The sequence below is a fragment of the Massilia polaris genome (assembly GCF_012927275.1).
Classification (GTDB): domain Bacteria; phylum Pseudomonadota; class Gammaproteobacteria; order Burkholderiales; family Burkholderiaceae_D; genus Telluria_A; species Telluria_A polaris.
Window position 1 is genome coordinate 1 of the sequence record NZ_JABBGG010000025.1, and the last position, 3200, is coordinate 3200.

General features: G+C 57.6%; 1 protein-coding gene. It reads left to right on the forward strand.

The features are described from left to right. Positions 1 to 324: 324 nt before the first annotated feature. Complete coding sequence (locus HHL21_RS21280) at positions 325 to 2742, forward strand: penicillin acylase family protein (RefSeq protein WP_229496679.1); 2418 nt, start codon at positions 325 to 327, stop codon at positions 2740 to 2742. The last annotated feature ends 458 nt before the right edge of the window (positions 2743 to 3200 follow it).

The window sequence follows — 3200 nt, forward strand, 5'->3', positions numbered from 1 at the left end:
TCCCGAACAGGACCGTGAAACGACTTTGCGCCGATGATAGTGCTGCAACCAGTGTGAAAGTAGGTTATCGTCAGGCTAGTTATAAGAAAAAAACCCGTTGGCGTGTGCCGGCGGGTTTTTTTTCGTCTTGCGATTTGTCGTGACCGACGGCCACCTATCCGAGTGGCGCACCTTTCATCACGCCCGACCATCTCCGTTCGACAGCGTGCTTTTGCGCATCGTTGAGAGCTATCAATTACCGAACCCGTTTCTCCAGCGATCATGATCGATGGCATCCCCCGTGATTGCCATCCTTACATATCAGCGAAAATTGGAGGCGTCAGCATGGGATACGTACTGTCGAAGTGGACCCGACTGCCGCAGCTCGGCGGCTGCGGTGCGGTTGCGATTGCCTTTATGCTCGGCGGATGCGGAAAAGGAACCGACCCCGCTCCGCCGGCGCCGGAACCCAAGCCCCAGATCAGCGCCGAGGTGACGCGGACATCGTTTGGCATCGCCCACATCCTTGCCGACAACTTCAAGAACCTCGGTTATGGCCTAGCCTACGCCTACGCGCAGGATAATGTTTGCATGTTCGCCGACACCCTGCTCACTGTGCGCGGTGAACGGTCGCGCTTCTTCGGTGGCGATCTTCCCGCTACGTCTTCTAAAAATGGCGAGTATGGTGTGGCAAGCGACTTCATGAACCTGAAGAACGAAGACAGCGACTTCTTCTTCAAAGGCTATGTTGACCCGGAGCAGCTGCGCGCCGCCTACGCCACTGGTTCGCGTGAAGCGCGCGACCTGCTCGCCGGTTACGCCGCCGGATACAACCGCTACCTCAGGGATTACGCCGGCCGCCTTCCCGCCGCATGCCATAACGCAGCATGGGTCCGCCCGATTACCGTCGAGGATATGTACCTCGTGCTCGCCGAAAAAGCGTTGCATGCGTCCGGCCAGGTATTCGCAAAAGAAATCGTGGATGGCGCGCGCGACCCCGAGGCAGCGGCAACCGTCACCGCCCGCACACGTATCAGCAAGCTGGATCCGTCGTTTGTCCAGCAGCGCCTGGCGAAGCTCACCGCTGAACAGCTCGGCAGCAACGCACTGGGCGTCGGCAAGGATATTTCGACGACCGGCCGCGGCATTTTGCTCGGCAGCCCACATTACCCGTGGACCAGCACAGACCGCTTCTGGCAGGCCCACCTGACAGTGCCCGGCCGCTACGATGCGATGGGCGTCATCCTGGGCGGCATTCCTGTCGTGGTGATCGGCTTCAACCGCGACGTCGCATGGTCCCATACGGTGACGACCGCAGCCCACTTCACGACATTCAGGCTCACGCTCGACACCCGCGATCCATCCGGCACCACCTACATTTCTGACGGCGTCCCCGTCAAGATGACCGCAAAGAATGTCCACGTCGACAGCCTGCAGCCTGACGGCACCTTGCGTTCGAAGAGCAAGACCTTCTATTTCAGCAAGCACGGCGCCGTGATGGTGAAGGCCGATGCGGGGCTGACCTGGTCGTCGAGCGCCGTGTACGTGCTGGCAGATCCCAACCGCAATAACACTCGTTTGATCGAGCAGTGGATCGGTATTGGCAGCGCACGAAACGTCACCGAGCTCAAGGCCTCGCTCGACCGCACGATCGGCTTGCCCTGGGTGAATACCGTGGCTGTCGACCGCGATGGCCAAACCCTGTATGCCGATGCGAGCGTAGTCCCAAACGTCACGCCAGAGACGTTTGCATCCGATTGCATGATGCTTCCGCCGCTGCTGATGTTCAACGGCTCGCGCGCGTCGTGCGATTGGGGCGCAGGCCACCTGGCGCCTTCCGGCATTATTTCGCCAACGAATGGCCCTTGGACCGTGCGCGCCGACTATGTCGGCAACTCGAATGACAGTTATTGGCTGACAAACGCACGCTCCCTGATGACCGGGCCGGCACCGTACGGCTTTTCCCCGCTGTACGGAAGGACAGGAATCGAGCAAAAGATGCGCACCCGTATTGGCTTCAAGCAGTTCGAGGAAGCCCTCGCCCGCAAAGCAAGGTTGGGGATAGACGACATCCAACAGCTGGCGTTCGCCAACCGCGTCCACGCGGCCGAGTTGGTGCTGCCGCAACTGCTGCCTGCTTGCTACGCCGCGAACGATTCAACATTGACGGGCGCATGCAGTGCATTGTCGGGCTGGGACCGGAAAGCCGACCTGGATAGCCGTGGCGCGGTTCTGTTCCGCGAGTTCTGGAACGCCGCGGCGGCGCTTCCCGATAAGTGGTCCGTTCGATTCGATCCGCAGGATCCGGTGAATACTCCACGCGGCGTGAAGCTTTCTGCGTTGGCGCCTATGCTGGCAGCGTTGAAAACCGCCGCCCAAAAGCTCGCGAGCCTGAATATCGCGCTGGATGGGAAGCTGGGCGATTACCAGGGCGAGACGCGCAACGGTGTACGGGTTCCGATTCACGGGGCGATCGGCGATATCGATGGGTCCTATAACTCGATTCACATGCGCACGGAGCTTGGGCCGCAAGGCTATCGCGACGTCGAATGGGGAACCAGTTACGTCCAGGCGGTTACCTTCGATGATGCCGGACCGGTAGCGCGCGGAATGCTGTTGTATGGACAGTCGGTCGATCCCGCATCTCCCCATTACGCCGACCAGCTTCCGGTGTATTCGCGCAAGGAGTGGACGGCGCTACCGTTCGCGGCGGACAAGATCCAGTCCGATCCGAACTATCGAGCGATGACATTGTCTGAATAACTGTCGCTTTTTTGAAATCGCTCTTGTCAAGCTCGACGAGGGTTGCTATAGTTCGCCTCCCGTTGCGATGCAGCACAAAAAAACAAGCGACGGGATGATGTGGAAAATAAAAAGAAGTTGACGAAAATAGCAAAACACCGCATAATCTCATCTCTCTGCTGCTGACAAACAAAACGCTTTGTCGATGAGCAGCAAGCAACACAAAACAAGTTCTTTAAAAATTAACAGTCGATAAGTGTGGGCGTTTGATGAAGGTGCCAGTGACTTCGGTTACTGATTACTTAAATTATCAAATGTTCACAAAAAAGAAATACGTTGTCTCAGCAATGAAATAACGGTCAGTATTTTGAGTGAGCGACCCCTTAGTAATAAGGGTGGCAGAAATGCCAACAAACAGAGATTAAACTGAAGAGTTTGATCCTGGCTCAGATTGAACGCTGGCGGCATGCTTTACACAT

Coding starts and splice junctions, on each gene's coding strand:
- HHL21_RS21280 (WP_229496679.1), top strand. CDS start 325: ATGGGATACGTACTGTCGAAGTGGACCCGACTGCCGCAGCTCGGCGGC.